At 70.1% G+C, this 24,216-nt stretch carries 26 protein-coding genes; 20 read left to right on the top strand and 6 right to left on the bottom strand.

Annotated elements, in window-relative coordinates; translation table 11 throughout:
* Positions 1-954, bottom strand: a complete 954-nt coding sequence (locus tag AC1DSC_RS16690) for a 2-hydroxyacid dehydrogenase (protein ID WP_478081374.1) — start codon at positions 952-954, stop codon at positions 1-3.
* A 112-nt stretch (positions 955-1,066) separates the two neighbouring features.
* Between AC1DSC_RS16690 and AC1DSC_RS16685 the strand changes: the two genes are divergently transcribed.
* Positions 1,067-2,221 carry a citrate/2-methylcitrate synthase gene (locus AC1DSC_RS16685; RefSeq protein ID WP_015865803.1) on the top strand — a complete coding sequence of 385 codons (1,155 nt, stop codon included), beginning with the start codon at positions 1,067-1,069 and terminating at the stop codon, positions 2,219-2,221.
* Here AC1DSC_RS16685 and map read toward each other — a convergent pair.
* Both map and AC1DSC_RS16675 read right to left on the bottom strand, forming a co-directional pair.
* On the bottom strand, positions 2,185-2,997 hold the full coding sequence (gene map, locus AC1DSC_RS16680; protein ID WP_015865804.1) for a type I methionyl aminopeptidase: 813 nt from the start codon (positions 2,995-2,997) through the stop codon (positions 2,185-2,187). The genes AC1DSC_RS16685 and map overlap by 37 nt on opposite strands.
* Complete coding sequence (locus AC1DSC_RS16675; RefSeq protein ID WP_015865805.1) at positions 2,997-3,251, bottom strand: ParD-like family protein; 255 nt, start codon at positions 3,249-3,251, stop codon at positions 2,997-2,999. Before AC1DSC_RS16675 ends, map begins: the two co-directional genes overlap by 1 nt.
* A 191-nt stretch (positions 3,252-3,442) precedes the next feature.
* Here AC1DSC_RS16675 and AC1DSC_RS16670 point away from each other — a divergent pair, with 191 nt between their 5' ends.
* Both AC1DSC_RS16670 and AC1DSC_RS16665 read left to right on the top strand, forming a co-directional pair.
* The gene (locus AC1DSC_RS16670) at positions 3,443-4,087 is read left to right on the top strand and encodes a dihydrofolate reductase family protein (RefSeq protein ID WP_015865806.1); all 645 of its coding nucleotides are present in this window, start codon (positions 3,443-3,445) and stop codon (positions 4,085-4,087) included.
* Positions 4,084-5,139 carry a DMT family transporter gene (locus AC1DSC_RS16665; RefSeq protein WP_015865807.1) on the top strand — a complete coding sequence of 352 codons (1,056 nt, stop codon included), beginning with the start codon at positions 4,084-4,086 and terminating at the stop codon, positions 5,137-5,139. Before AC1DSC_RS16670 ends, AC1DSC_RS16665 begins: the two co-directional genes overlap by 4 nt.
* 36 nt (positions 5,140-5,175) lie before the next feature.
* On the opposite strand, the gene AC1DSC_RS16660 is transcribed toward AC1DSC_RS16665, so the two are convergent.
* The 3 genes from AC1DSC_RS16660 to AC1DSC_RS16650 form a co-directional block, all read right to left on the bottom strand.
* Positions 5,176-6,102, bottom strand: coding sequence for a Fe-Mn family superoxide dismutase (locus AC1DSC_RS16660; RefSeq protein ID WP_015865808.1), 927 nt, complete (start codon positions 6,100-6,102; stop codon positions 5,176-5,178).
* Between the two features lie 11 nt (positions 6,103-6,113).
* A complete protein-coding gene (gene chrA / locus AC1DSC_RS16655; RefSeq protein WP_015865809.1) occupies positions 6,114-7,487 on the bottom strand; it encodes a chromate efflux transporter in 1,374 nt (457 codons plus the stop codon).
* 139 nt (positions 7,488-7,626) lie between these two features.
* Positions 7,627-8,037: a hypothetical protein gene (locus AC1DSC_RS16650; protein WP_230537802.1), complete on the bottom strand. Its 411-nt coding sequence runs from the start codon at positions 8,035-8,037 to the stop codon at positions 7,627-7,629.
* Positions 8,038-8,178: 141 nt separating this feature from the next.
* Between AC1DSC_RS16650 and AC1DSC_RS16645 the strand changes: the two genes are divergently transcribed.
* From AC1DSC_RS16645 to AC1DSC_RS16565, 17 genes are all read left to right on the top strand, one after another.
* Positions 8,179-9,360 (top strand): CaiB/BaiF CoA transferase family protein, encoded by a 1,182-nt coding sequence (locus AC1DSC_RS16645; protein ID WP_015865811.1) that lies wholly within the window; start codon positions 8,179-8,181, stop codon positions 9,358-9,360.
* A 64-nt stretch (positions 9,361-9,424) separates the two neighbouring features.
* Positions 9,425-10,438 carry an AraC family transcriptional regulator gene (locus AC1DSC_RS16640; protein WP_015865812.1) on the top strand — a complete coding sequence of 338 codons (1,014 nt, stop codon included), beginning with the start codon at positions 9,425-9,427 and terminating at the stop codon, positions 10,436-10,438.
* Between the two features lie 98 nt (positions 10,439-10,536).
* Entirely contained in the window at positions 10,537-12,039 is a 1,503-nt protein-coding gene (locus tag AC1DSC_RS16635) for an AMP-binding protein (protein ID WP_015865813.1), read from the top strand.
* On the top strand, positions 12,039-12,458 hold the full coding sequence (locus tag AC1DSC_RS16630) for a PaaI family thioesterase (protein ID WP_015865814.1): 420 nt from the start codon (positions 12,039-12,041) through the stop codon (positions 12,456-12,458). Before AC1DSC_RS16635 ends, AC1DSC_RS16630 begins: the two co-directional genes overlap by 1 nt.
* A gap of 46 nt (positions 12,459-12,504) precedes the next feature.
* Complete coding sequence (locus AC1DSC_RS16625) at positions 12,505-13,485, top strand: tripartite tricarboxylate transporter substrate binding protein (protein ID WP_015865815.1); 981 nt, start codon at positions 12,505-12,507, stop codon at positions 13,483-13,485.
* Positions 13,486-13,502: 17 nt separating this feature from the next.
* Positions 13,503-14,321, top strand: a complete 819-nt coding sequence (locus AC1DSC_RS16620; RefSeq protein WP_041945785.1) for an SDR family oxidoreductase — start codon at positions 13,503-13,505, stop codon at positions 14,319-14,321.
* Positions 14,318-14,752 carry a PaaI family thioesterase gene (locus tag AC1DSC_RS16615; protein WP_015865817.1) on the top strand — a complete coding sequence of 145 codons (435 nt, stop codon included), beginning with the start codon at positions 14,318-14,320 and terminating at the stop codon, positions 14,750-14,752. Before AC1DSC_RS16620 ends, AC1DSC_RS16615 begins: the two co-directional genes overlap by 4 nt.
* Before the next feature lie 108 nt (positions 14,753-14,860).
* Positions 14,861-16,045 (top strand): lipid-transfer protein, encoded by a 1,185-nt coding sequence (locus AC1DSC_RS16610; protein ID WP_208856361.1) that lies wholly within the window; start codon positions 14,861-14,863, stop codon positions 16,043-16,045.
* On the top strand, positions 16,042-16,485 hold the full coding sequence (locus tag AC1DSC_RS16605) for a MaoC family dehydratase N-terminal domain-containing protein (protein WP_015865819.1): 444 nt from the start codon (positions 16,042-16,044) through the stop codon (positions 16,483-16,485). Before AC1DSC_RS16610 ends, AC1DSC_RS16605 begins: the two co-directional genes overlap by 4 nt.
* A 17-nt stretch (positions 16,486-16,502) precedes the next feature.
* Positions 16,503-16,931, top strand: coding sequence for a MaoC family dehydratase (locus AC1DSC_RS16600; protein WP_041945786.1), 429 nt, complete (start codon positions 16,503-16,505; stop codon positions 16,929-16,931).
* Positions 16,932-16,952: 21 nt separating this feature from the next.
* Entirely contained in the window at positions 16,953-17,792 is an 840-nt protein-coding gene (locus AC1DSC_RS16595; RefSeq protein WP_015865821.1) for an SDR family NAD(P)-dependent oxidoreductase, read from the top strand.
* Positions 17,789-18,955 carry an acyl-CoA dehydrogenase family protein gene (locus tag AC1DSC_RS16590; protein ID WP_015865822.1) on the top strand — a complete coding sequence of 389 codons (1,167 nt, stop codon included), beginning with the start codon at positions 17,789-17,791 and terminating at the stop codon, positions 18,953-18,955. The genes AC1DSC_RS16595 and AC1DSC_RS16590 overlap by 4 nt, the downstream gene beginning before the upstream one ends.
* A complete protein-coding gene (locus AC1DSC_RS16585; RefSeq protein WP_015865823.1) occupies positions 18,952-20,643 on the top strand; it encodes a long-chain-fatty-acid--CoA ligase in 1,692 nt (563 codons plus the stop codon). Before AC1DSC_RS16590 ends, AC1DSC_RS16585 begins: the two co-directional genes overlap by 4 nt.
* The gene (locus AC1DSC_RS16580) at positions 20,640-21,443 is read left to right on the top strand and encodes an enoyl-CoA hydratase/isomerase family protein (RefSeq protein ID WP_015865824.1); all 804 of its coding nucleotides are present in this window, start codon (positions 20,640-20,642) and stop codon (positions 21,441-21,443) included. Before AC1DSC_RS16585 ends, AC1DSC_RS16580 begins: the two co-directional genes overlap by 4 nt.
* The gene (locus AC1DSC_RS16575) at positions 21,440-21,829 is read left to right on the top strand and encodes an OB-fold domain-containing protein (protein WP_015865825.1); all 390 of its coding nucleotides are present in this window, start codon (positions 21,440-21,442) and stop codon (positions 21,827-21,829) included. Before AC1DSC_RS16580 ends, AC1DSC_RS16575 begins: the two co-directional genes overlap by 4 nt.
* Positions 21,826-23,007, top strand: a complete 1,182-nt coding sequence (locus AC1DSC_RS16570; protein WP_015865826.1) for a thiolase — start codon at positions 21,826-21,828, stop codon at positions 23,005-23,007. Before AC1DSC_RS16575 ends, AC1DSC_RS16570 begins: the two co-directional genes overlap by 4 nt.
* A 46-nt stretch (positions 23,008-23,053) precedes the next feature.
* A complete protein-coding gene (locus tag AC1DSC_RS16565) occupies positions 23,054-24,058 on the top strand; it encodes a Bug family tripartite tricarboxylate transporter substrate binding protein (RefSeq protein ID WP_015865827.1) in 1,005 nt (334 codons plus the stop codon).
* Positions 24,059-24,216: the final 158 nt, after the last annotated feature.

Raw genomic sequence — 24,216 nt, 5'->3', positions numbered from 1 at the left:
TCAGGTGGTCAGGCTCATGGCCGGGCGCTCGCCGGCCAGGGCCTGGGCAACGCTGGCCAGCACCATCTCGGCCATGGCGGTGCGGGTCTCCCAGGTGGCGCTGGCGCGGTGGGCCTGCAGCGTCGTGCGCTCGGACTGGCGCAGCGCCAGCGGCACGCGCGGCTCGTCGACGAACACATCCAGCCCCGCACCCGCAATGCGGCCGTCGACCAGCGCCTGCGTGAGGTCGGCTTCGTTCACGAGCCGGCCGCGCGCGACGTTGACCAGGAATCCGCGCGGGCCCAGCGCGTCGAGCACGGCCGCGTCGACGATGCCTTCGGCCCGGTCCGCGGCGGCGCACAGCACCAGCGCATCCGATTCGCGCGCCAGGTCCACCAGGCTCGGCATGAAGCTGCAGGCAACGTCGTCCATCGGGCGCAGGTCGGTGTAGCGGATGGGGCAACCGAAGGCAGCCGCCCGCACCGCCACGGCGCGGCCCACCCGCCCCATTCCGACGATGCCGATGCGCATGCCGCTGAAGCGGCGGGCAAGCGGAATGGCGCCGGGCTGGGGGTGGCGCTCCCATTGGCCGTCCCGCACGAAGCGGTCGCCCGCGCACAGGTTGCGGCAGGCCGCGATCAGCAAGCCGATGGCGAGGTCGGCCACGTCTTCGGTGAGCGCGCCCAGCGTTGCGGTGACGGGCAGGCCGCGCTCCCGGCAGTACGCCAGGTCCACGGCGTCGGTGCCCACGCCATTGACGGCCACCACCTTGAGGCTGGGCAGCTGCTCCAGCATGGCGCGCGAAATGCCGGTGTGCCCACCGGTGATCACGGCGTCGATCGATGCACCGTGCTGGCGCAGCCAGCCCTCAGGATCGGGCAGCTCGAAGTGCTTGTGCACGGCGTAGAGCGAGGCGAGCTTGTCGTTGACTGCGGGGATCAGGATCGGATTGAGTTGAAGGACTTGGGGTTTCATATCGCTGTTCGGGAACGCTCTTCACGGAGCCGGGCCTATGCTATGAATAGATTGACATACTGGTCAATCTTGATACATATAATCAATAGAAATTGACTCTCACGACCCGCCCATGGCTTCCTGGATTTCGATGACCGAGGCGTGCAAGCTCCTGGGCGTGCAGCCCCAGACGATCTACGCGTACGTGAGCCGCGGCAAGCTCGAGGTCATGCCCGACCCGGCCGACACGCGGCGCAGGCTCTACCGCACCGAGGACGTGGCCGGCCTGGCCAGGCGCAAGCAGGCCGGCCGCAAGCACGAGACGCTGGCCGCCAACACGCTGTTCGGCTCGGAGCCCAGCATTCCCACGGCCCTCAGCGCGTTCTCGCGCGGGCGGCCGTACTACCGCGGCCGCGATGCCGTGCGCATGGCCCGGACCGCCACGCTCGAAGATGCGGCGCAACTGTTGTGGGGCGCCGAACATGCCGTCGACTTCACCTGCATGGCGTCCCTGCGTTCCGGCAAGCCCGGGCGAGGCGCGGCCTTCGCGGCCTTGGCCAGCCTGGCGGCCGCCGGCCATTCCACCGGGGGCCGCCTGACCCGGGTGCTGCATGCCGAAAGCCAGGACCTGGTGGGCCGGCTGGCCAATGCGTTCGGCGCATCACCGGGCCATGAGCCGCTGCATCTTCGCTTTGCGAAAGGATGGAAGCAGCCCGCCAAGGTGGCCGATCTGCTGCGAACGGCCCTGGTGCTGCTGGCCGATCACGAACTGACCAGCTCGGCCTTTGCCGCGCGCATTGCCGCTTCGACGGGCGCCTCGCTGCCCGCATGCCTGCTTGCGGGATTGACCACGCTCTCCGGCCCCTTGCACGGCGATGCCTCGGGACGCGTGCGCGCGCTGTTCAGCGAGGTGGAACGGCTGGGCGAAGACCAGGTGCTCGCCCACCACCTCTCGAACGGCCTGTCGCTCGCCGGATTCGGCCATCACCTCTACCCCGACGGCGACCCGCGCGCGGCCGCGCTGCTGGCCTTGTTCGAGCCTCCCAAGGTGATTGCGCGCTTCATCGCAAAGGTGACCAAGCTGACCGGCCTGCAGCCCAACATCGACGTTGCGCTGGCCGCCATGGCCGCGCACCATCGGCTGCCTGCCGATGCGGCCTTCGGCCTGTTCGCCACTGCGCGCAGCGTCGGGCTCCTGGCGCACAGCCTGGAGCAGCTGGGCACGGCGCAGGTGATCCGGCCGCGCGGGCGCTATGTGGGGCCGGTGCCCGAGGCGCTTGGCGCGTAGCTGCCCGTACTTTCCGGCCAGGCCGTCAGCACTTCATACCCGTCGGGCGTGACGGCCACCATGTGCTCCCACTGGGCAGACAGCGACCGGTCCCTGGTCACGACGGTCCACCCGTCGGGCAATTGCCTGGTCTCGCGCCTGCCTGCGTTGAGCATCGGCTCGATGGTGAAGACCATCCCCGGCTCCAGCTCGAGGCCTTCCCCGCGCTGCCCGTAGTGCAGCACTTGCGGTTCGTCGTGGTAGATCCGGCCGATGCCGTGTCCGCAGTATTCGCGCACCACGCTGAATTGCTCGCGGTGAGCGACCGACTGGATCGCATGGCCGATATCGCCCAGGGTCGCTCCGGGCCTGACCTGCCGGATGCCGGCCAGCATGGCCTCGTACGTCGTCTCCACCAGGCGCCGAGCCAGCACGCTGGGCGCGCCGACGAAGTACATGCGGCTGGTGTCGCCGAACCAGCCATCCTTGATGACGGCGACATCGATGTTGACGATGTCGCCCTTCTTCAGGATCTTGGCCGGCGACGGAATGCCATGGCAAACCACCTGGTTGACGGAGGTGAGGATGGTTTTGGGATAGCCCTGGTAGCCCACGTTGGCGGGAATGGCGCCCTGCACGTTCACGATGTGGTCGTGGCAGATCCGGTCGAGCGTTTCCGTGCTCACCCCCGGCACCACGTAGGGCTCGACCATCTGCAGCACCTCCGCGGCAAGCCTGCCGGCGCGCCGCGCCATCGCGAGTTCCTCGGCGGACTTGATGGGAACGCCGTGCGCCACTAGTGCTTCCCCGTCGCGGATCCGCGGGGCTTGCCGGGCTGGCTGGTGACGGCCGCGGCAATGTCCAGGCCGCCCGCGAGTTCAGCCTGTATCAGCAGCTGGCAGACTTCCCGGTAGTCCAGTTCCGGATGCATCTCGGTCAGCATGCCGACCCGCATCCAGTGCTCTGCCTGTGCATTGATGGACCTGCTCAGGGCGTTTCCCGCCACCCGCAGGTTCTCATGCATCAGGTCCGAAATCTTCACGATGCCCATCGCTTGCCTTTATATGAAATGTGCGTGGATTGTATATGTTTTGGATGGTCCCGCAATGATCCGGCGGATGAGCCCCGGCAACACCCGCGGGCGGCGCGCCGCTGGCAGAAACCGCGGCTTCATTGGCATTGCCGCGCGGCCTTGCAATTCCTAGACTCGCCCTCTTCGGCCACGCCTGCAGGAGACGCAGCATGTCAAAGCTTCGATTCAGGATCTCGATGTCGCTGGACGGTTTCGTCGCCGGGCCGAACCAGAGCTTGCGGGAGCCGCTGGGCATCGGCGGCGAGCAGTTGCACGAGTGGGTGTTCCCGCTCGAAGCCTGGCGGCGTCCACATGGCCTGGAGGGCGGCGTGGTGAACGAGAGCACGCCGGTGGTGGAGGAAGAGCTTGCCGGCATCGGCGCGACCATCATGGGCCGCAACATGTTCGGCGGCGGCCCGGGACCGTGGAGCACGACCGCCCCCTGGGACGGCTGGTGGGGCCGCAATCCGCCGTTCCATCACCCGGTGTTCGTGCTGACGCATCACGCGCGCGACCCGTTGGTCATGGAAGGCGGCACGCGCTTCAGCTTCGTGACCGACGGCATCGAGAGCGCGCTGGACCAGGCCCGCCGCGCGGCAGGCGGCAAGGACGTGGCGCTCGCGGGCGGCGCACGCGCTGCGCAGCAATACCTGAAGGCCGGCCTGGTCGATGAAATGCAGCTCCACCTGGCGCCGATCCTGCTCGGCGGTGGCGAGCGCCTGTTCGACAATGCCGAGGCGCTGGGCGCCCTCGCGCTGGCGAAAACGGTCACAGCGCCGGATGCGATTCACATGAAATTCAAAAGGCGGCCATGACTGCTCGGCATCTTTCCCTGCCCGCCGTAAAAGGCGGCCTGCTCGCACTGCTTGCCGCCGTTCTCTTTGGCGTCAGCACGCCGCTGGTCCAGCATTTCGGCAAGGGACTGGGTGCCTTCACCACCGCCGCACTGCTGTATGCGGGCGCGGCGGCCGTCGGCTTCGCGTCCCGCCAGCGGGTAGAACGCGAGGCCCGGATGGTGCGCGGCGATCTTCCGCGGCTCCTGTCCATGGCGGCTTTCGGCGCGGTGCTCGGCCCCGTCGCTCTGGCCTGGGGACTGCAGCACACGAGCGGGACCAGCGCATCGCTGATGCTGACGCTGGAAGCGCTGTTCACCGCCCTGCTGGCGCGCCTGCTCTACCAGGAGACGATGGACCGGCGCGTATGGGGTGCCATGCTGCTCCTGCTTGCCGGAGGCATCGCGCTGGTCCTCGACCAGGGACGCAGCGGCAGCACGCAGCTCTGGGGAATGCTGGCCGTGCTCGTCGCGACCGCGGCCTGGGGCATGGACAACACGCTCTCGCGCGCGCTGGCCGAGCGCGATCCGGGGCAGGTGGTGCTGGGCAAGGCCGCCATCGGCGCCACGGCGACGGCCTTGCTGGCGTGGCTGTTCGGCGAGCCGATGCCTGCGTCGAGCGCCGCGCTGGTCCTGCTCGCGGTCGGCGCCAGCGGCTATGGCCTGAGCCTTCGCTTCTACCTGCTCGCGCAGCGCGCCTTCGGGGCGGCGCGGACCGGCTCCGTCTTTGCCTTTGCGCCGTTCATCGGCGCCGCCTTTGCCATTGCGCTGGGCGACCGGAGCGGGACTTGGGTGATGGCGGCGGGCGGGCTTCTGATGATGCTGGGCGTGGCGCTGCACCTGGCGGAGTCGCATGGCCACGAGCACACGCATGAGCGCATGGAGCACGAGCATGCGCACCGCCACGACGACGGCCACCATGACCACACCCACGATGTGCTCCCCGTGGGCTCGCACAGCCATCCGCATGTGCACGAGCCCGCTCGCCACGCGCACGCCCACGTGCCTGACGCCCATCACCAGCACATCCACTGAGCCGGTGCCCGGGCGTGCGCGTCCGGGCGGACCCATTCAGGGCGCCGCGCCTTGCACGCCGGCCCTGGCTTCGAGCGGCCCGCCCGCCGCCTGCCAGCCGTCGATGCCGCCGCGCAGGTAGCGTGCATTCAGGCCTGCCGCGCGCAGCCGCATGGCGGTGCTGCGCCCCACCTCGTGGCCATAGACGCAATACACCACCACGTCGCTGCCGGCCGGCAGTTCGGAGGCCCAGCTGTCGACCGCGGCCGGATCGCGCCAGCGCGCCCCTGGAAGCATCGCGGCGGCCCGCTCGAACACCCCGGCGCGGCGCACGTCGAGCAGCACCGATCCGGCGATCTCGTCCTGCGTGGCGCCGAAAGGCTCGCTGGCCGCATGCACGGCCTGCTGGTAGCGCGCGTAGACCTGCCCCCAATGGATGTTGTCCATGAAGGCATCGACGTACGCGCCCGCCGCGGCGCCATGGTCGAGGTGGTAGGCGTGCTCGTACATGTCCAGCGCAAGGATGGGCGTGGCGCCTGCCAGCGCATGGGTGTGGTCGGCGGCCCATTGGTTGACCAGCGTGCCCTCGCGCGGCTGGAACGCGAGCAGCACCCAGCCCGAGCCGCCGCCGAGCGCCTTGCCCAGGGCCGCGAATTCCTCGCGCCATCGCTCGGCGCTGCCGAAGCTGGCCGCCAGTGCCAGCGCCATGGCGGGTTCCATCGATTGGCCGTCGCCGCCGAGCGACGCGAAGTACAGCTCGTGCAGCAGCATCGAGTTGCTCGCGATCAGTTCCTCCCGCTTGAGGCCGTTGAGCTGAAAGCCCGGCGTGGATGCAAACGGCGTCGCGGCGAGCTGCGCGCGGATGGCGTTGAGGCGCTTCACCGCCCCGCCGTAGTTGTTCTGGTGATGGCTCGCGAGCAGTTTTTCCGACAGGCCGCGCAGCATGGCGGGGTCGAAGGGCAGGGGTTGAATCCGGGCGTCCATGAGTGGCTCCTTCAGCGCAGTTGGGGAAACAGCAAGGTCACCGCCAACCCGATGCCCGCGCAGGCACCGAGCAGCGGCATCACGCCGACCTTGAAGCGGAACAGCGCGGCGGCCGCCGCCAGCGCGATCGCCGCGGAGACCGCATCGAGGCGGCCGCCGAAGCCCTGCGGCCACAGCACGTGGTACGCAAAGAAGAGCGCCAGGTTCAGGATCACGCCCACCACGGCCGCCGTGATGGCCGACAGCGGCGCCGTGAAGCCCAGCTTGCCGTGCGTCGCCTCGATGGCGGGTCCGCCGGCCAGGATGAAGATGAACGACGGCAGGAAGGTGAAGAAGGTGACGACCGTCGCGGCGAGCGCGCCCGCAAGCAGCAGCGAGTCGGGCCCGAGCACCTGCTTCAGCCATCCGCCGACGAAGCCGACGAAAGCCACCACCATGATCAGCGGGCCCGGCGTCGTCTCACCCAGCGCCAGCCCGTCGATCATCTGCGCGCCGGAGAGCCAGTGGTATTGCTCGACCGCACCCTGGTAGACGTAGGGAAGCACGGCATAGGCGCCGCCGAAGGTCAGGAGCGCCGCCTTGGTGAAGAACCAGCCCATCTGCGTGAGCGTGCCGTGCAGCCCCTGCGTGGCGACAAGCATGCCCATCGCCAGCAGCCACAGGCCGAGCCCGGCCGCAAGGATCCCGGCCAGGCGCGAGCGCGAGAAGCGCGCATGCGGCGGCGTGGGCGTGTCGTCGTCGATGAGTGCCGGGCCGTAGCTCTGCGCGGCGCTGCCGTGGCCGCCGCCCGGCGCAAACACGCCGGGCGCCCATCGCGCGCCGAAGTGGCCGACCAGCCCGGCGGCCAGCACGATCGCGGGGAATGGCGTGTCGAAAGCGAAGATGGCCACGAAGGCGGCCGCGGCAATGCCCCACATCCACCGGTTCTTCAATGCGCGGCTGCCGATGCGATGCGCCGCGTGCAGCACCAGTGCGGTGACCGCCGGCTTGATGCCGTAGAAGATGCCGGCCACCACCGGCACGTTGCCGAAGCGCAGGTAGATCCACGACAGCGCGATCAGGATGAACAGCGAAGGCAGCACGAACAGTGCGCCCGCCACGATGCCGCCGCGGGTGCGGTGCATGAGCCAGCCGATGTAGGTGGCCAGCTGCTGCGCCTCGGGCCCGGGCAGCAGCATGCAGAAGTTCAGCGCATGCAGGAAGCGCTTTTCGCTGATCCAGCGCCGGCGCTCGACCAGCTCGGCATGCATGATCGCGATCTGTCCGGCGGGCCCGCCGAAGCTGATGAAGCCGAGCTTGAGCCAGAAGCGAAGCGCTTCGGCGAAGGAAACAGGCTGGGAGGGCGCAGGAAGCGCAGGAGGTGCGTCAGGCAAGGCGGTGTCCACGGAAGGCTCCGTTGTGAGTCACCAGCGCTTGGACGGGACACCGTCTGACTTTGCAGAACGGGAGGCTGTTTTCCCGATGCCGGCATCGTAACACCAGCCGCTGCGCTGCAGCTCCTGCGCGCAGGTTGGCGCGGCCGGTTCAAAGACCCAACCGCGTCAGGGCCCAGGCCACCGTGGCCAATTGCGCCACGTTGAGCATCATCCCGGCGACGTGCAGCCGGCGGAACCGGAAGATCGAAGTGTCAGCGGCCGGTATCGTGTGCCGCAGCATGTCCATGCGCGGGATGATGATCCAGCGGCGCAGCGCGAATGCCCAGGCTGCGATGAGAGCCATGCCCAGGGCGAAAGCGGGTTTGCCGGCCCACGTGTAGCTGAGTGCTGCCGCGCTCGCCGTCAGCATCACGGCAACGTAGTAGACGTTGAAAAGGCCCCGGATGAAGCGCGAGTCCAGCGGTGTGTCGTGCTTGAGCACCAGCAGTGGCAGCGAGCCCATCATGAAGAATCCCATCCAGACGAGCAGGACGACGGTCGCTATGAGCGCAATGACCATGGGGAGCATCTGAAACCTCCGCATCCCGAAGCATACGCCGGCAACAAGCCGCGCCATGGCGCCCCCTGACGCTTTTCGCCAATCGCCCGGAGCGGTGCCGCCATTGCCGCGCCGCCCCGCGCCGCCTAGATTGCAGCCCACATGACCTCTTCCCCCGAACCCATCGCCGGCGCAGCCAAAGGCGCGCCGCTCGCCGGCGTGCGCGTGCTCGACCTGACCCGCCTGCTGCCCGGTCCGCTCGGTGCCATGCACCTGGCCGACCTCGGCGCCGACGTGATCAAGATCGAAGACACCGGCGCCGGCGATTACGCGAGCCCCAGCGTGCGTGCGCTCGTCAACCGCAACAAGCGCGCGATCCGCATCGACCTGAAGCACGCGCAGGGCGTGGCCACGCTGCTGCGCCTGTGCCGCGAGGCCGACGTGCTGGTGGAGGGCTTCCGGCCCGGCGTGATGCAGCGGCTGGGCGTCGGCTATGAAGCGGTGGCGGCCGCGAACCCGCGCATCGTCTACTGCAGCATCAGCGGCTTCGGCCAGACCGGGCCGCTCAGCGACACGCCCGGGCACGACCTGAACTACGCGGCGCTTGCCGGCGTGGCCGACCAGGTCGGCAATGCCGCGGGACCGGCCCTGTCGAACCTGCCCGTGGCCGATCTGCTGGGTGGCACCATGACCGCGGTGGCCGGGATCCTGGCCGCGCTGTTCGATGCCGCGCGCAGCGGACGCGGGCGGCATGTCGACATCGCGATGGCCGACGGCGTGCTGGCCCATGCGGTGCTGCCGCTGGCCGGCCTGCACCAGCACGGCAGCGTGCCGCGCATCGGCCACAGCGCGCTGACGGGCGCGCTCGCCTGCTACGGCTACTACCGCACGGCCGACGGCCGGCAGCTGGCGGTGGGTGCGCTGGAGCCCAAGTTCTGGCACGACCTGTGCCGCCTGCTCGAGCGCCCCGACCTCGCACCGCTGCACCGCAGCGGCGATGCCGCCACCGAGGAGCGCCTGCGCGCGGAGCTGGCCGCGATCTTCGGCGCGCGGCCGCTCGCGCACTGGCGCGGCCTGTTCCACGACGGCACGGGCTGCGTGACGCCGGTGCTGCGCATCGACGAGACGCTGGCGCATCCGCATTTCCGCGCGCGCGGCATGCGCGTTGCGACCGATGACGCCGCGCCGCCGCAGCTCGGCTGCCCGATCAAGATGACCGGCTTCGAGCCGTCTGTTCCCCGCGCCGCCCCGCGCGCCGGCGAGCACACCGACGAGATCCTGCGGCAGGCCGGGCTCGATGCATCGGCCGTGGCCGCGCTGCGGGCCGCCGGCGCCATCGATTGAGGCACTGCCTCCCGGGGCGCTGCCTACAATCCCACCGGCCGAGTTGCAGCAACGGCCGCCACCGATGACGCTCACCCACCACACCGTTGCCATCCAGCAAGTGCACAGCATCCTGATGGGCGCGCGCCACCGCGGCGTCGATGCGGCGCGCGTGCTGGTCCGCGCGGGCATCGCGCCGTCGCTGCTGGAATCGCCGCTCGCGCGCATCTCGCAGCGCCAGTACGCGCTGCTGATCCGCGCGCTGCGTCGCGAGCTGCGCGACGAGATCTGGGGCCTCTTGAGCGGCCCGCTGCCGCCCGGCAGCTTCGGCCAGTGCATGCGCCAGCTGGTGCGCTGCGCCACGCTCGGCGAGGCCCTGCGCGAAGGCTTCGCTTCGTACCACCTGCTGCTGCACGACTTCGTGCCGCGCCTTGCGGTGCAGGGCAGCAGCGCGCATGTGCAGTTCGTGCTGCGGCGCGCTTCCGATGCGCGGCTCGACTATGCGGTGAAGGCCTTCATGCTGTTCGCCTTCAACGCCTCCTCCTGGCTGGTGGCGCGCCGCATTCCGCTGCTCGAGGTCGACTACACGGCCGAGCAGACCAACACCGAGACCTCGCGCGTCTACCAGGTGCCGATCCGTTACGGCCAGGCGCATGTGGGCATGTCGTTCGAGGCGCGCTGGCTCGACCTGCCGGTGGTGCAGTCGCCGCAGAGCCTGCGCGAATTCCTCGCGGGTTCGCCGGCCAACCTGATCGTGAAGTACCGCGACACCAGCAGCCTCACAGAGCGCATCCGCCGGTTGCTGCGCAAGGGCCTGGGCAGCGAGCTGCCGTCGCTGGAGGAAGTGGGCGAGGCGCTCGCGGTGACGCCGCAGACGCTGCGCCGTCGCCTGCGCGACGAAGGCCGCGGCTTCCAGCAGATCAAGGACGAGCTGCGGCGCGACGCCGCCATCGACTACCTGCTGCACACGCCGCTGCCGCTGCTGGACATCGCCAACCGCGTGGGCTTCTCGGAAGCCAGCACCTTCCACCGCGCCTTCAAGCAGTGGACCGGCGTGGCGCCCGGCGAATACCGGCTGACGCACGGCCCGGAACGCTGAGCGGTTTCGCCAAGCCCTTTGGCGCTTCCCGCCATGGGTGCGGTGCGCGGTGCGGCCTAAGCTGTGCCGCATCTTCGTTACCCGTCGGTGGCTCCATCGTGTACCTGACCCAAGGCCTGCATCGCGCGCTCCAACGCAACCCCGGCATGGCGGCGCTCACCCACGTGGGCGACGCCGGCGTGCGCCGCCAGACGCATGCGCAGATGGCGGACGGCATCGCGCGGCAGGCGGCCGCGCTGGCCCGGCGCGGCATTGCGCGCGGCGACCGCGTGGCGCTGCTCGCGCCCAACAGCGACCAGCTGGTGCGGGCCATCCTCGCGTGCTGGTGGCTCGGCGCCGTCGCCTGTCCCTTGAACATCCGCTGGAGCACGCCGGAGCTCGCACATGCGCTGCAGGACAGCCAAGCCTCCTTGCTGCTCGTGCACGAAAGCCTGCGGGCGCTGACGCCGGCCGATGCACCCGCACTTGCACAGCTGGATGCGCTCGAAGAAGAAGGCGCGGCGCTGGAACCCTTGCCCGACTCGCGCACCGGCGGCGACGCGCTCGCCGCCATCCTCTACACCGGCGGCACCACCGGCCGCTCCAAGGGCGTGATGCTGAGCCACGCCAATTTCTGGACCGCATCGATGACGCGCGGCGCCGAACTCAACAATGCGCCCGATTCCGTCTCGCTGCTGGTGGCGCCGCTGTTCCACGTCGCCGGGCTCGGCCGCCTGGTGGGCCAGCTGATCGTCGGCGGCGGCTGCGTGACGATGGCGCAGTTCCGCCCCGCTGCGGTCATCGACGCCATCGAGGAGCATCGCATCGGCGACATCGTCGTGGTGCCGAGCATGCTGCAATCGCTGCTCGACGACGCGGCGTTCACGCCCGGGCGCGTGCGCAGCCTCACGCGCATCGCCTTCGGTGCGGCGCCGATGCCGCCCGACCTGCTCGACCGCGCGCTGGAAGCCTGGCCGCATGCCGAGTTCTTCCAGGCCTACGGCCTCACCGAAACCGCGGGCGCCGTGTGCATCAACCTGCCGTCGAACCACCGGGCGGAAGCGCGCGCGCTCGGCCGGCTGAACTCGGTCGGCCGCGCCGGCCTGGGCGCCGAGATCATCATCGCGGACGAGAGCGGCCGCGAACTGCCGCGCGGTGAAGTCGGCGAAGTGCTGGCGCGCGGGCCGATGGTGATGCAGGGCTACTGGCGCAACCCCGAGGCCACGGCCGCCGCGCTGCGAGACGGCTGGCTGCGCACCGGCGATGCGGGCCGCATGCTGCCCGACGGCCACCTGTTCATCGTCGACCGCCTGAAGGACATGATCATCAGCGGCGGCGAGAACGTCTACTGCGCCGAGGTGGAGGCCGCACTGCGCAGCCATCCGCAGGTGCGGCAGGCGGCGGTCATCGGCGTGCCCGATGCGCGCTGGGGCGAGGCGGTGCATGCGGCGGTCGTGCTGGCCGACGATGCGCGCGCCGATGCCGATGAACTGCGCGCCTGGTGCCGCGAGCGCCTGGCCGGCTACAAGTGCCCGCGGGGCATCAGCTTCCTGCGCGAGCTGCCGCTGTCGGCCGCGGGCAAGGTGCTGAAGAACGTGCTGCGCGAGCGGCTGCAGGCGTGATGCAACCCGTCACCGGTGCGGACCACCGCCACCTGTTCGGCCAGGTGCCGTTCATGCGGCTGCTGGAGGCGCGCCGCGAGTTCTCCGAAGGCGGCCGCGCGCGCCTCGTCATCGATGCGCGGCCCGAGCTCGGCAACGTCATCGGCGCCGTGCACGGCGGTGTGCTGGTCACGTTGCTCGACGTGGCGATGGCGAGCGCGGCGGTGTCGCTGTTCGGCTTTGCGCGCACCGCCGTCACGCTCAACCTCAACACCAGCTTCCACGCGCCGGGCCGCGGCCGTCTCACGGCCGACGGCGAAGTGGTGCAGCACGACGCCAGCGTGGCCTGGTGCCGCGCCACGGTCAGCGACGAGGCCGGCCGCCTGGTCGCGCAAGCGCAAGGGTCCTTCCGCTACCTGCCGCTGCCGCAGGCCGCCTGAGCCGCATGCGCCGCCGCCAATTTCAAACGACAGGAGACACGACACCATGAACCGCAGCTTCCGCCCGCTCAGCCGGCGCGCCGCGCTGGGCGCACTGATCGCCCTCGGCGCCGGCGCGGCCGCCCCGGCCTTGGCCGCCGAGCCGTATCCGAGCAAGCCGATCCTGCTCGTGCTGCCATTTCCGCCGGGCGGCTCCTTCGACCCGATCTTCCGCACGCTGGCCGAGGCCGCCTCCAGGGACCTGGGCCAGCCCATCGTGCTGATGCACAAGCCGGGCGCCGGCGGCGTCACCGGCACCGCATCGCTGGCGACCATGAACGAAGCCGACGGCTACACCATCGCGGTCATGCACAACTCGGTGATCCGCGCACCGCTGGTGCAGAAGGTGAGCTGGGATCCGCTCAAGGACTTCAGCTACCTGATCGGGCTGGCCGGCCTCGCCACCGGCATCGTGGTGGCCGCCGATGCGCCTTGGAAGACGCTGCCCGAGCTGCTGGCCGACGCCAGGAAGCGCCCCGGCGCCGTCAGCTGGGGCAACGTCGGCGCGATCAGCATCAACCGCATCTACGCCGAGCGGCTCGCCAGGCAGGCGGGCACCTCCTTCAACCTGGTGCCCTACAAGGGCGGCAGCGAGGCCTTCCAGGCGGTGATCGGCCGCCACCTCGACGTCTACGGCGATCCCGGCTTCGGGCCCCAGGTGCAGGGCGGCAAGGTGCGCCTGCTCGCCACCTTCACCGCCGAGCGCCTGAAGCGCTACGACGCGCCGACCGTCAAGGAGCTGGGCCACGACATGGTGATCGAGTCGCCGGTGGGCCTGGTCGCGCCGAAGAACCTTGATCCGAAGATTGCCGCCAGGCTGCACACGGCCTTCAGCAAGGCCGCGGCGGACCCGGCCTACCTCCAGCAGCTGGATCTGTTCGACATGCAGCCCAAGCTGATGACCGGCGAGGGCTATGCCGGCTACGCCCGTGCGCAGTTCGAGCGCGAACGCAAGATGCTGGCCGAGATCGGCTTCAAGCCGGAGTGAACACAGCGATGAACCCCATGGATTTTTCCGCCTTCGATTTCTCGGGCCGCCACGTGGCCGTGGCCGGCGGCTCCAGCGGCATCAACTTCGGCATCGCGCAGGCTTTTGCGCGCGCCGGTGCGCGCCTCACGGTGCTCAGCCGCTCGGCCGACAAGGTGGCCGCGGCGGCGCAGCAGCTCGAGGCGCTCGGCACGCAGGCCCTGGGCATTGCGGCCGACGTGCGCCAGCCCGAGGCGCTGGAACGCGCCTTCGCGCAGGGCGCCGAGCGCTTCGGCCCCATCGACGTGCTGGTCTCGGGCGCCGCGGGCAACTTTCTTGCGAGCGCGCTCGACATGTCGCCCAATGCCTTCAAGACGGTGGTCGACATCGACCTGCTGGGCAGCTTCAACGTCGCGCGGCTCGCGCATGCGCACCTGCGCCGGCCCGGCGCCTGCGTGATCCAGATCTCGGCCGGCCAGGCCTTCACGCCCACGCCCTTCCAGGCCCATGTGTGCGCGGCCAAGGCGGGTGTCGACATGCTGACGCAGGTGCTCGCGCTCGAGTGGGGCCCGCAGGGCATCCGCATCAACTCCATCGTGCCCGGGCCGATCGCCGACACCGAGGGCCTGAAGCGGCTCGCGCCCACCGAAGGCACCATGGCCGCGATGGCCGATCGCGTGCCGCTCAAGCGCCTGGGCCGCATCGAGGACATCAGCCGCATGGCGATGATGCTCGCGAGCGACTGGGGCTCCTACATCACGGGCGCCGTCATTCCCGTGGACGGCGGCCTGGCGCTGACCGGGCCGCGCGATTTCACGGCGGCAGCGGCCGCGTCGAAGCGGGGGTCCGCGCCATGAGCCTGCACCTTGCGAGCGCGCCGCAGGAAGGCGACGGCCGGCCGCGCAGCGGACCGCAGCGCCACGTGCCCTTTTCCGAGCACCTCGGGCTCAGGCTCGAGCATGCGGAGGGCGGCGAATCGCTGGTGTCGGTGGTGCTGCGCCCCGAACTGCTGAACAACCACGCGAGCGGCCACGGCGGCGTGCTGATGACCCTGCTCGACAGCGCGATGGCGCATGCCGCGCTCTCGCGCGTGGGCTATGCACGCGAGGTCGTCACGGTCGACATGCACATCGCCTTCATGCGGCCCGCGGGCGGGCTGCTGCAGGCGCAGGGGCGCGCCACGGGCGGCGGGCGTTCGGTGTGCTTTTGCGAGGCCACCGTCACCGATGCCAGCGGCGAGGTGGCGGCGCGTGCGATGGGTACCTTCCGCTACCGCGACCCGGCTTGAGCGTTTCGGCCAATCGTTTTGGGCCGATCCGCGATTGTTGAAGCCCGCGCAGCGGCGGAGACTTCATCCATCGTCACCGCGTCTCATCCAGGAGTTTCCATGACACGTATGCAGCGCCCCGTCCATGTGGTCGGCGTGGGCATGATCCCCTTCACCAAGCCCGGCGCCAGCGACCCCTACACCGTGATGGGTGCGCGCGCCGCCAGGCTTGCGCTCGACGACGCCGGCGTCGACTATTCACTGGTGCAGCAGGCCTATGTCGGCTATGTCTACGGCGACTCCACCGCGGGGCAGGCCGCCATCTACGGCGTCGGCCTGAGCGGCATTCCGGTGTTCAACCTCAACAACAACTGCTCCACCGGCTCCAGCGCGCTGTTCCTCGCGCGCCAGGCGGTCGAGAGCGGCATGGTCGAATGCGCGATCGCGCTCGGCTTTGAGCAGATGCAGCCCGGCGCGCTCAAGGGCGCCTACGACGACCGCCCCTCGCCGATGGCGCGCTTCGCCGAGACCATGGCCGAAAAGCAGGGCTACGTGCCCGAAGCGCCGCGCGCCGCGCAGTTCTTCGGCGGCGCCGGCCGCGACTACATGGCGCAGCACGGCATCCGGCGCGATACCTTCGGCCGCATCTCGGTGAAGGCGCGCCAGCATGCGGCGCGCAACCCGCTCGCGGTGTTCCGCCAGACGCTGACGCTCGACGAGGTGATGGCCTCGCCGCTGGTGTTCGATCCGCTCACGCGCTTCCAGTGCTGCCCGCCCACCTGCGGCGCGGCCGCGGCCATCGTCTGCTCGGCCGAGTTCGCAGAGAAGCACGGCCTCGACATGCGCGTGGTGATCGCCGCGCAGGCCATGACCACCGATACGCCTTCCACCTTCGAGAGCAAGGACATGCGCAAGCTGGTCGGCTACGACATGACCGCCGCCGCCGCCCGCCAGGTGTACGAAGACGCCGGCATCGGCCCCGAGGAACTCGACGTGGTGGAGCTGCACGACTGCTTCACCGCCAACGAGCTCATCACCTACGAGGCGCTGGGCCTCACGCCCGAGGGCACGGCCGAGCGCTTCATCGTCGAGGGCGACAACACCTACGGCGGGCGCGTGGTAACCAATCCTTCGGGCGGCCTGCTGTCCAAGGGCCATCCGCTCGGCGCCACGGGCCTTGCGCAGTGCGCGGAGCTGGTGTGGCAATTGCGCGGCCGGGCCGAGCAGCGCCAGGTCGAAGGCGCACGGCTCGCGCTGCAGCACAACCTGGGCCTGGGCGGCGCCTGCGTGGTCACGCTCTATCAATCCAGATGATCGACCGCCGCCACATCGGCCACCAGCTCCCGCCCTTCCAGGTGGAAGTGGAAAAAGGCCGCCTGCGCTTCTTCGCCAAGGCCACGGGCCAGGCCGATCCCGTCTACATCGACGAGGCCGCCGCGCACGATGCGGGGCATCCGGGCCTGCCGGTGCCGCCCACCTTTCTCTTCTGCCTGGAGATGGAGGCGCCCAACCCGGCCGCCATCCGCGAGCTGCTGGGCATGGACTACCGCAGCCTGCTGCACGGCGAGCAGGGCTTCAGCTACCACGCGATGGCCTATGCGGGCGACACGCTCACCTTCCGCCAGCGCATCGAGGACATCTACGACAAGAAGAACGGCGCGCTCGAATTCGTCGTGCGCAAGACCGCCGTCAGCAACCAGCGCGATGAGCTCGTGGCCGAGCTGCGCTGCGTGACCGTCGTGCGCAACTCATGAAGAACCGGAAGTTTGCGATGACCACCGCCACCCTCCCCGACTGGAACGCACTGCAGCCCGGCGACGCCCTGCCCCCGCTCGAATTGCCGCCGATCCGCCGGCTCGACCTGGCGCTGTACTGCGGTGCCTCGGGCGACCACAACCCGATCCACGTCGACATCGACTTCGCCAGATCCGCCGGCATGCCCGACGTGTTCGCGCACGGCATGCTCTCGGCGGCCTGGCTCGCGCGGCTGCTGACCCATTGGGTGCCGCAGCCGGCGATCCGCTCGCTCGACCTGCGCTTTGCCGCCATCACCCAGGTGGGCGAGCGCATCCGCTGCACCGGCACGGTGGCCGAGAAGTTCGAGCACGAGGGCCGGCGCAGCGTGCGGCTGAAGCTCATGACGGCCAACCACGAAGGCGCCGCCAGGCTGAGCGCCGAGGCACTGGTCGCCTGGCCCTGACACATCCCGAGGAGACAACCCATGAACAGCAGCACCCACAGAAAACTCGAAGGCAAGGTCGCCATCGTTTCCGGCTCCGGCCGCGGCATCGGGCGCGAGATCGCGCTCAAGCTCGCAGGCGACGGCGCGCGCGTGGTCATCAACGACCTCGATGCCGGACCCGCCGCGCAGACCGTCAATGACATCGTGGCAGCGGGCGGCAGCGCCATCGCCTGCCCTGGCAGCGTGACGGACGCCGGCTTTGCCGACCGCTTCGTGCGCACCGCGGTCGACAGCTACGGCGGCCTGGACATCGTCGTCAACAACGCCGGCTACACCTGGGACAACGTGGTGCAGAAGATGAGCGACGAGCAGTGGGAAGCGATGCTGGCCGTGCACCTCACGGCGCCATTCCGCATCCTGCGCGCGGCCTCCAGCTTCATCCGCGATGCGGCCAGGCGCGAAGCCGACGAAGGCCGCGAGGTGTTCCGCAAGGTGGTCAACATCTCGTCCACCTCGGGCGTGTACGGCAACGCAGGCCAGGCCAACTACGCGGCCGCCAAGGCCGGCATCAACGGCCTGACCAAGGCCATGGCCAAGGAATGGGGCCGCTACAAGGTCACGGTCAACAGCGTGGCCTTCGGCCTGATCAAGACGCGGCTGACCGAAGCCGATGCCGGCGCGGGCGCGAGCATCGACATCGAGGGCCGGCAGATCAAGGTCGGCGTCAACCCGCAGATCCTCAAGAACGCCGAGGCGCTGATCCCGCTCGGCCGCGGCGGCACGCCGCAGGAAGCAGCGGGCGCGGTCTACCTGTTCTGCATTCCGGAGTCGAACTACGTGAGCGGCCAGGTGCTGGTCTGCGGAGGCGGGCGGCCATGACCGGCGGGGCCGTCGCCACGCGGCCGTGGATGAACGAAGAACTCGAGATGCTGCGCACCAGCGCGCGCCGCTTCTTCGAGCGCGAATGCGTTCCCCACGAGCCGCGCTGGCGTGCGCAGCACCATGCCGACCGCGAGATCTGGACCAAGGCCGGTGCGGCCGGGCTGCTGTGCGCCAGCATCCCCGAAGAATATGGCGGCGGCGGCGGCAGCTTCCTGCACGAGGCGGTGATCTGCGAGGAGCAGATGCGCGCCATGGCGCAGGGTTTCAGCAACAACGTGCACAGCGGCATCGTCGCCCACTACCTGCTGGCCTACGGCACCGAGGCGCAGAAGCAGCGCTGGCTGCCGCGCATGGCCAGCGGCGAGCTGGTGGCGGCCATCGCCATGACCGAGCCCGGCGCCGGCACCGACCTGCAGCGCATCAAGACGCAGGCACGGCGCGACGGCGGCCACTGGCGCATCAGCGGCAGCAAGACCTTCATCACCAACGGCATGCACGCGGGCCTGGTCTGCGTCGCGGCCAGGACCGATGCGGCGGCCGGCGGCAAGGGCATCTCGCTGCTGATGGTCGAGACCGAGGGCACTTCAGGTTTCCGCCGCGGGCCGCTGCTCGACAAGATGGGCCAGAAGACGCTCGACACCACCGAACTGTTCTTCGACGACGTGCGCGTGCCGGCCGACCACCTGCTGGGCGGCGAAGAGGGCCGCGGCTTCGCGCAGCTCATGCAGCAACTGCCGCGCGAGCGCTTGCTGATCGCGGTCGGCGCGGTCGCGACCATGCAGCGCGCCATCGGCGACACGCTCGGCTACGTGCGCGACCGCCAGGTGTTCGGTGAGCCGCTTTTGAAGATGCAGAACACCCGCTTCAAGCTGGCTGAATGCGAGACGCAGGCGCAGGTGGCGCGCGCCTTCGTCGACGACTGCATCGCACGCCTGATGCAGGGCGAGCTCGACGTGCCGACGGCCGCCATGGCCAAGTGGTGGACCACCGACGCCTGCTGCCGCATCGTCGACGAATGCCTGCAGCTGCACGGCGGCTACGGCTTCATGAACGAATACCCCGTCGCGCGGCTCTATGCCGATGTGCGCGTGGGCCGCATCTACGGCGGCGCCAACGAGGTGATGAAGGAAATCATCGCGCGGGCGATGGAAAAGCAATGAACGCCAGGCCGCCGCACTTCCGCTTCTGGCCCAAGGGCGTGGCGCGCGAGCTGCGCGTGCCGCGCGCCACGCTGCCCGACTACCTGGACACCGCGGCGCGCCGCTATCCCGGCAAGCCCGCCATCGTCTACTGCGGCGCGGCCACCTCCTATGCGCAGCTGCGCGAACGCGTCGACGCGCTGGCCGGCTACCTGCAGCAGCGCCTGGGCGTCGCGCCCGGCGACCGCGTGCTGCTCGCGAGCCAGAACTGCCCGCAGTTCGTGACGGCCTTCTACGCCGTGCTGCGCGCGGGCGCCGTGGTGGTGCCGGTGAACCCGATGAGCAAGGCCGCGGAGGTGCGGCACTACGCGGCAGACAGCGGTGCGCGCATCGCCTTCGTCGCGCAGGAGCTGCTGCCCGTGCTCGCGTTCGGCGAAGGCGAAGGCGAGCTGCGCGCCGCGCTCGTCCATGCCTATGCCGACGCGATTGATGCGTCGGCGAGCGACGACGCGCTGCCCGGCTGGGTCACGGCGCCGCGCGCGCCACTCGACGACGCGCGACTGCATGGCTTCGAGCAGGCGATCGCGCTCGGCCTCGCGCCCGCGGCATTGCCCCTGTTGCCCGACGACCTGGCCGTGCTGCCCTACACCTCGGGCACCACAGGCCACCCGAAGGGCTGCATGCACACCCATGCGACGCTGCTGGCCTCGCTCGCTTCCTCGGCGGTGTGGAAGCAGCTGCATGTGGAGACGGTCACGCTGGCCGTTGCGCCGCTCTTCCACATGCTGGGCCTGCAGAACGGCATGAACCTGCCGATGTTCCTGGGCGCCACCGCGGTGATGATGCCGCGCTGGGACCCGGCGATGGCCGCGCGCCTGATCGAGCGCCATGCGGTCACGGCCTGGTCGGCGCCGCCGGCGATGGTGATCGACCTGTTCTCCCACGCCGAAGCCGAGCGGCGCGACCTCTCGAGCCTGGCGCTGCTGTCGGGCGGCGGCGCCGCGATGCCCGAGGCGGTGGCCGCCATGCTCCTGCAGCGCCGCGGCCTTTCGTACAACGAAGGCTATGGCCTGACCGAGACCGCATCCTTCCTGCACGCCAATCCGCCCGCACGCGGCAAGCGCCAGTGCCTGGGCACGCCGACGCAGGGCGTGGACTCGCGCATCGTCGATCCGGTCACGTTCGAGGAACTGCCGCCTGGCGAGGTGGGCGAGCTGGTCACGCGCGGCGCGCAGCTCATGAAGGGCTACTGGCGCAACCCGGAGGCTGACCGCGAGGCCTTCATCGAGATCGGCGGCCAGCGCTTCTTCCGCACCGGCGACCTGGCCTCGATGGACGAGGACGGCTACTTCTTCCTGCGCGACCGGCTCAAGCGAATGATCAATGCCTCGGGCTACAAGGTCTGGCCCACCGAAGTGGAGAACGCGATGTACGAGCATCCGGCCATCCACGAGGCCTGCGTGATCGCGGTGCCCGACGGCAGGCGCGGCGAATCGGTCAAGGCGCTGGTGGTGCTCAAGCCCGCGCTGCGCGGCCACGTCGCCGAAGAGGACATCGTCGCCTGGTGCCGCGAGCGCATGGCCGTCTACAAGGCGCCGCGCGTGGTCGAGTTTCTCGACAGCCTGCCGAAGTCCGGCACCGGAAAGATCCTCTGGCGCGAACTGCAGGAAGCGCAGCGCGCCGCTGCCCAGGAGCAAGCACACCCATGAACGGCTTCACCGCACTGCGCTGCGAGCGCCACGGCAGCACCGCGCTGCTGACGCTGGACACGCCCGCCAACCGCAACGCGCTCGCCCCCGCCATGCGCGACGAGCTCGCCCGGGCCATCGCGCAGGTGCGCGGCGACCCCGAGGTGCGCGCGCTGGTGCTGGCCGGCGCCAACGGCCAGTTCTGCTCAGGCGGCGACCTGCGCGGCATTGCCGATGCAAAGCTCGACAACGCCGGCTGGCGCGAGCGCATGCAGGCCACGCAGCGCTGGTTCAGCGAGCTGATCCTGCTCGACAAGCCCGTGATCGCCGCGGTCGATGGCGCGGCCTATGGCGCGGGCTTCAGCCTGGCGCTCGCGGCCGACTTCGTGCTCGCAAGCCCGCGCGCGCGCTTCTGCATGTCGTTTCTCAAGCTCGGCCTGGTGCCGGACTGCGGCGCCTTCTACACCTTGCCGCGCGTGGTGGGCGCGCAGCGCGCACGCGAGCTGATGCTGTCGGCGCGCGAGGTCGGCGCGGCCGAGGCGCTCGAGCTCGGCATTGCGATGGAACTGCACGAACCCGCGCAGCTGCTGCCGCGCGCGCTGGCGCTGGCCCAGAGCTTTGCCGGCGCCTCGCCCCTGGCCGTGAGCCTGGTGAAGCGCGCCACCGGCGATGCCGGCGCGCTGGCCGCGCTGCTCGACACCGAGGCGAACGCGCAGGCGCTGGCCTTCGGCAGTGCCGAGCACCGCGAGGCGGTGAACCATTTCCTCGACAAGAAGCCGCTGCCCTTCCAGTGGCCGGTCCACAAGGAGCAAGCCCGATGAACGACCACCGCCTCGGCGTGCAGGCCTTCCACCAGCGCGAGCTGGACGCCGGCCGTTTCCTGCTGCAGCGCTGCGGCGACTGCGGCCGCCACGTCTACTACCCGCGCGAAAGCTGTCCGCACTGCGGCGGCACGGCGCTCGAATGGAAGGCGCCTGGCGGCCTGGGCACCGTGCATGCCGTGACGACCGTGCGGCGCAAGCCGGCCGACGGCGGCGACCTCAACGTGAGCCTGGTCGATCTCGACGAAGGCGTGCGGCTCATGAGCCGCATCGAGAACCTCGCGCCCGAAGCGGTGCGCATCGGCCAGCGCGTCCGCGCGCGGGTGCAGGTGAAGGACGGCCGCGGCCTGGTGCTGTTCGATGCCGTCGAAGGAGCCACTCGATGAGCGCGGAACTGAAGGCCTTGCGCGGCAGCGCGGCCATCGCCGGCGCCGCCACCTTCGGCTGCGGCGAAGCGCCGGGCTTCACCGACATGGAACTGCTGGCGCGCGCCGCGCGCGCGGCGGTGGCGGATGCGGGCCTTCAGATGCGCGACATCGACGGCCTCTGCACCGCCAGCGCCTCGGCCGCAATGTGGACGCTGCCGGTGGTCGAATACCTGGGCCTCAATCCGCGCTACATCGACGGCACCATGCTGGGCGGCAGCAGCTTCATCGCGCACCTGCTGCCCGCGATGCAGGCCATCCGTTCGGGCCAATGCAGCGCGGTGCTCATCTGCTACGGCAGCGCGCAGCGCAGTGCCGCCTTCGGCCGGAGAGAGATCGTGGCGGCGCGCCGCTTTCTCGACCCGCAGCCCTACGAGCACCCTTACGAGCCGATGCTGCCGGTGTCGGCCTACGCGCTGGCGGCGTCGCGCCACATGCACGAATTCGGCACCACGCGCGAGCAGCTGGCCGACGTGGCGGTGGCCGCGCGCGCCTGGGCCGGGCTCAACCCCGAAGCCTTCATGCGCGAGCCGCTCACGCGCGCAGACGTGCTGGGCGCCCGCATGGTGTCGGACCCGCTGGGCGTGCGCGACTGCTGCCTGGTCACCGATGGCGCCGGCGCCTGCGTGCTGGTGAGCGCCGAGCGCGCGAGGGACCTGCCGAGAAAGCCGGTCTATGTGCTGGGCAACGCCACGGCGGTGTGGAACCGGCAGATCTCCTCGATGGCGGACCTCACCGTCACGGCGGCCCGCCAATCGGGCCGCGAGGCCTTCGCGATGGCCGGGCTCGCACCCGCGGACATGGACGTGGTGCAGCTGTACGACGCCTTCACCATCAACACGCTGCTGTTCCTCGAAGACCTGGGCTTCTGCCCCAAGGGCGAAGGCGGCCGCTTCGTGGCCGACGGCGCCATTGCCCCCGGCGGCCGGCTGCCCGTGAACACCAACGGCGGCGGGCTGTCGTGCGTGCATCCCGGCATGTACGGCATCTTCGCGCTCATCGAGACCGTGCGGCAGTTGCGCGGCGAATGCGGCGAGCGCCAGGTGAAGAACGCGCAGACCGCGCTCGCGCATGGCAACGGCGGCATGCTGTCGAGCCAGGCCACCGCGATCCTGGGCACGGCCGAAGCGCTGCGTTGAGCCGAATCGAGCCGAGTTATTCCACCCCCGAAGAGGAGACAAGCCCATGAAGACGACATCGATGCTGGTACGAAGGCTCTGCGCGGCCGCAGGCCTGGCGCTTCTGCTCAGCGCGCCGGCCTTGGCACAAACAGCCACGCAAACGGCCGCGCACTCCGCCTATCCGAGCCAGCCGCTCAAGCTGATCGTGCCCTACCCCGCCGGCGGCGCCACCGACGCGCTGGCGCGCACCATCGGCCAGAAGCTGCAGGAAGCCTGGGGGCAGACTGTGCTGGTGGAGAACCGCCCCGGCGCCGGCGGCACCATCGGCAACGGCTTCGTCGCCAAGGCGCCGGCCGACGGCCACACGCTGCTCATCGCCATCACCGCGCTGATCCAGCAGCCGCCGCTCATGGACAAGCTCGCCTACGACCCACTGAAGGACTTCGCGCCCGTCACCATGATTGCGCGCAGCCCCAGCATGCTGGCCGTGCCGCTCGATTCGCCCGCAAAGAACCTCAAGGACTTCATCGCGATGGTGAAGCAGAGCCCCGGCAAGTACAACTTCGGCAGCTACGGCGCCGGCACTTCGTCGCACATCCAGGGCGCGCTGTTGAACATGCAGGCCGGCATCGACCTGGTGCACGTGCCGTTCCAGGGCGCCGCGCCACTGGTCACCAACCTGGTGGGCGGCCAGCTCGCCTCGGCCTTCATCGACAGCGCCACCGCGCGGCCGCACCTCAAGTCGATGCGCCCGCTGGCCGTGACCGGCACGCAGCGCATGCCCGGCCTGCCCGACGTGCCCACCTTCGCCGAGCTGGGCTTTCACTCCTTCGACCCCTACGGCTGGTTCGGCGTGTTCCTGCCCGCCGCCACGCCCGCGCCGGTGGTGCAGAAGCTGTCCGACGAGATCGACCGCATCGTGCACCTGCCCGACGTGAGCGCCAAGATCGAGGCGCTGGGCCTGCAGGTGGCCGGCGGCAAGCCCGAAGCGTTCCAGAAGGTGGTGCGCGCCGATGCGGCCATCTACGCGAAGATCATCAAGGACGCGAACATCCGCCTCGCGCAGTGAGCGCGAGCCGTTGCAGCGCGGCGTGAGGTGGCGCAAGATGCTGCATGGCAACGTCGACGCAGGCTCGGGATCAGCAGCCTTGTCGCCGTTCGCCGCCACGCGGTTCGGGACGCAAAGGTCCCTTTCATTCGCTGGACAACGCCAACAGGTACTGGAGG

The sequence above is a fragment of the Variovorax sp. 01N425 genome (assembly GCF_056399465.1).
The sequence above is the reverse complement of the archived record's forward strand: the minus strand, read 5'-3'. Positions and strand labels throughout refer to the sequence as shown.

Coding starts and splice junctions, on each gene's coding strand:
- AC1DSC_RS16665 (WP_015865807.1), top strand. CDS start 4,084: ATGACTGCTCGGCATCTTTCCCTGCCCGCCGTAAAAGGCGGCCTGCTC.
- AC1DSC_RS16575 (WP_015865825.1), top strand. CDS start 21,440: ATGAACGACCACCGCCTCGGCGTGCAGGCCTTCCACCAGCGCGAGCTG.
- AC1DSC_RS16685 (WP_015865803.1), top strand. CDS start 1,067: ATGGCTTCCTGGATTTCGATGACCGAGGCGTGCAAGCTCCTGGGCGTG.
- AC1DSC_RS16580 (WP_015865824.1), top strand. CDS start 20,640: ATGAACGGCTTCACCGCACTGCGCTGCGAGCGCCACGGCAGCACCGCG.
- AC1DSC_RS16610 (WP_208856361.1), top strand. CDS start 14,861: ATGCAGCGCCCCGTCCATGTGGTCGGCGTGGGCATGATCCCCTTCACC.
- AC1DSC_RS16670 (WP_015865806.1), top strand. CDS start 3,443: ATGTCAAAGCTTCGATTCAGGATCTCGATGTCGCTGGACGGTTTCGTC.
- AC1DSC_RS16630 (WP_015865814.1), top strand. CDS start 12,039: ATGCAACCCGTCACCGGTGCGGACCACCGCCACCTGTTCGGCCAGGTG.
- AC1DSC_RS16620 (WP_041945785.1), top strand. CDS start 13,503: ATGGATTTTTCCGCCTTCGATTTCTCGGGCCGCCACGTGGCCGTGGCC.
- AC1DSC_RS16585 (WP_015865823.1), top strand. CDS start 18,952: ATGAACGCCAGGCCGCCGCACTTCCGCTTCTGGCCCAAGGGCGTGGCG.
- AC1DSC_RS16570 (WP_015865826.1), top strand. CDS start 21,826: ATGAGCGCGGAACTGAAGGCCTTGCGCGGCAGCGCGGCCATCGCCGGC.
- AC1DSC_RS16615 (WP_015865817.1), top strand. CDS start 14,318: ATGAGCCTGCACCTTGCGAGCGCGCCGCAGGAAGGCGACGGCCGGCCG.
- AC1DSC_RS16660 (WP_015865808.1), bottom strand. CDS start 6,102: ATGGACGCCCGGATTCAACCCCTGCCCTTCGACCCCGCCATGCTGCGC.
- AC1DSC_RS16600 (WP_041945786.1), top strand. CDS start 16,503: ATGACCACCGCCACCCTCCCCGACTGGAACGCACTGCAGCCCGGCGAC.
- AC1DSC_RS16605 (WP_015865819.1), top strand. CDS start 16,042: ATGATCGACCGCCGCCACATCGGCCACCAGCTCCCGCCCTTCCAGGTG.
- AC1DSC_RS16645 (WP_015865811.1), top strand. CDS start 8,179: ATGACCTCTTCCCCCGAACCCATCGCCGGCGCAGCCAAAGGCGCGCCG.
- AC1DSC_RS16675 (WP_015865805.1), bottom strand. CDS start 3,251: ATGGGCATCGTGAAGATTTCGGACCTGATGCATGAGAACCTGCGGGTG.
- AC1DSC_RS16565 (WP_015865827.1), top strand. CDS start 23,054: ATGAAGACGACATCGATGCTGGTACGAAGGCTCTGCGCGGCCGCAGGC.
- AC1DSC_RS16595 (WP_015865821.1), top strand. CDS start 16,953: ATGAACAGCAGCACCCACAGAAAACTCGAAGGCAAGGTCGCCATCGTT.
- AC1DSC_RS16640 (WP_015865812.1), top strand. CDS start 9,425: ATGACGCTCACCCACCACACCGTTGCCATCCAGCAAGTGCACAGCATC.
- AC1DSC_RS16690 (WP_478081374.1), bottom strand. CDS start 954: ATGAAACCCCAAGTCCTTCAACTCAATCCGATCCTGATCCCCGCAGTC.
- AC1DSC_RS16625 (WP_015865815.1), top strand. CDS start 12,505: ATGAACCGCAGCTTCCGCCCGCTCAGCCGGCGCGCCGCGCTGGGCGCA.
- AC1DSC_RS16590 (WP_015865822.1), top strand. CDS start 17,789: ATGACCGGCGGGGCCGTCGCCACGCGGCCGTGGATGAACGAAGAACTC.
- AC1DSC_RS16650 (WP_230537802.1), bottom strand. CDS start 8,037: ATGGTCATTGCGCTCATAGCGACCGTCGTCCTGCTCGTCTGGATGGGA.